Genomic DNA, 1,937 nt, shown 5'->3' on the forward strand with positions numbered 1-1,937 from the left:
CTGCTGCGTGCCCACGCGCGCGGCCTCCTGGGCCAGCGCGATCGCCTGGGTGTGGCTGCGCACCAGGCCGCCGCCGTCGAGGACCAGGCCGAGGCAGAAGACGAACGCCGACACCATGACCACGGTGAAGGCGGTCGCCTGGCCGTCGTCGGGTCCGAAGCGGTCGCGTTTCACGGCTCCCCCCGGAAGGTGTCCACGGCCACGGTCGACGTCCCCGAGATCGTGACGGTGCTGGGCACGTCGAGTCCGGCGAGGTCGCCCAGACCGACATGGCATTCGAGCCGTGCGGTGACGAAACCTCCGGGGCTGAGCCCGGCGTGGTCCAGGGTCAGGGTGTGGCTGGCGCAGGTCAGTCCCTCCGAGGCCAGACTCGCCTCGGCGACCTGGCGCGCCGCCGCCTCGGCCTGGGGGGCCTGACGTTCGAGTGCCGCCGCGCGCGCGGCGGCGTGGGCGACCTCGTCGGCCGTGGCGCCCGCGCTCACCACCCTGCCCGCGAGGATCATCAGCAGCGCGAAGAGCAGCAGCACCGGGGTGAGCAGTGTCAGTTCGACCGCGGCCGAGCCCCGGTCGTCGGCGCGGCGCGGCGCCGTGCCCCCATGGTGAGGGCGGCCCCCGGTCGGGGTCATGGCGTACCTCCGGCCGGGACGAAGCGTTCCACCGGCACGGTCAGCTCGTGCCGTACCGGCCAGGTCAGCCCCGGGATCAGGGACGGGACCCGCGCCTCCACCACGGCCGTGGCCTCGGTCGGGCCGCGCTCGACGGACACGGTGCGGTCGATGAGCAGCGACCCGCCGAGCTCGGCGGCGATGGCCTCGGCGTTGGCCTGGCTGCCCGTGCCGTCGACGGTGCGGGCGTCCTGCACCGACTGCCGGGCGATGCTGGCGGCCAGGTGGTCGCCGTGCATCCACACCGCTGTCTGCACCACGAGCAACACGAGCAACAGGAGCAGCGGTGTGGCCACGGTGAGTTCGGCGCTGCCCCGATCGGCGTCGGGTGTACGCATCGCTCAGTCCAGGGTGAGGGAGTCGGCCTTGGCGGTCACGACCTCGTAGATGGACCACACGGCGGCGGAGGCCATGAGGACCAGGACCGCGATCACCACCACCGTCTCGGTCGAGTAGCCACCGTCGTCGCGCCCCTCTCTGGGGAGCAGAACGGCGTGCATGAGGGCGATGATGCTTCTCATCGGGGGACTCCTGGGATAGGCGTGGGTTTCACAGACTGAGGAGGACGTGGCTGAGGGCCGGGTAACCGAGCAGGAGGAGGAAGCCGCTGAAGAGCAGGACCACCGGCAGGCTCATCCGTTCGGTGTCCGACTGGGCGTCCGCGTCGAGCTCGGCCAGGAACTGGGTGCGCAGGGTCCTGGCCTTGGCCGCGAGGGAGGAGCGGATGCGCGCGCCGTCGGCGCCCGCGAGCTGGAGGCTCGCCGCGAGTTCGTTGAACTCCGGGATGTCGTAGCGTTCGCCGAGGTCGCGCAGCGCGGTCCAGTGCGGCTGACGGCGCAGCGCCGCCTCGCGCAGGGCCTCGCGGACGCGGACCATCGCCCAGCCGTCGCTGGCCGAGCTCGCGTCCGTCAGGGCCCCGTTCACCCCGGCGCCCCCGGCGAGCGAGACCACGACCAGGTCGGCGAATCCGGCGAGGGTGTGCCGCATCCGCTCGCGCCGCTTGCGGGCCTCGTCGCGCAGGGACAGGTCGGGGGCGAACCATACGACGAGCGCGAACCCCGCCCAGGTGAGCGCCGCCATGGGCAGCGGCAGGACGACGCCGCCCAGGCCGAGGAGCGTGCCCAGGACCGGTGGCACCGCCAGCGCCAGGACCAGGCCGGTGGTCTTCTCGGCCAGGAACGAGGCGGCGTCGCGGTCACACACCTCCAGGTCACGGCGGGTGCGGGCGCCCGGCAGGCCGAGCGCGGACAGCAGCGGCACGCCCACCCCGCC

The 1,937-nt window shown here is 73.5% G+C and carries 5 protein-coding genes; all 5 read right to left on the reverse strand.

Translation table 11 applies throughout. The annotated features are described in order from the left end of the window. Window positions 1-276 (reverse strand): pilus assembly protein TadG-related protein (locus D471_RS42475; RefSeq protein WP_338045334.1); only part of this gene is annotated, 276 nt, incomplete at its 3' end. Further along, window positions 171-626, reverse strand: coding sequence for a TadE/TadG family type IV pilus assembly protein (locus D471_RS0112910; RefSeq protein ID WP_017599000.1), 456 nt, complete (start codon window positions 624-626; stop codon window positions 171-173). The genes D471_RS0112910 and D471_RS42475, both read right to left, overlap by 106 nt. Continuing rightward, a complete protein-coding gene (locus tag D471_RS0112915; protein ID WP_017599001.1) occupies window positions 623-1,003 on the reverse strand; it encodes a TadE/TadG family type IV pilus assembly protein in 381 nt (126 codons plus the stop codon). The genes D471_RS0112910 and D471_RS0112915 overlap by 4 nt, the downstream gene beginning before the upstream one ends. A gap of 3 nt (window positions 1,004-1,006) precedes the next feature. After that, on the reverse strand, window positions 1,007-1,186 hold the full coding sequence (locus D471_RS0112920) for a hypothetical protein (protein ID WP_017599002.1): 180 nt from the start codon (window positions 1,184-1,186) through the stop codon (window positions 1,007-1,009). A 28-nt stretch (window positions 1,187-1,214) separates the two neighbouring features. After that, a partial coding sequence (locus D471_RS0112925) for a type II secretion system F family protein (protein WP_017599003.1) occupies window positions 1,215-1,937 on the reverse strand: 723 nt, incomplete at its 5' end.

The organism is Nocardiopsis lucentensis DSM 44048, assembly GCF_000341125.1.
GTDB classification, from domain to species: Bacteria; Actinomycetota; Actinomycetes; order Streptosporangiales; family Streptosporangiaceae; genus Nocardiopsis; species Nocardiopsis lucentensis.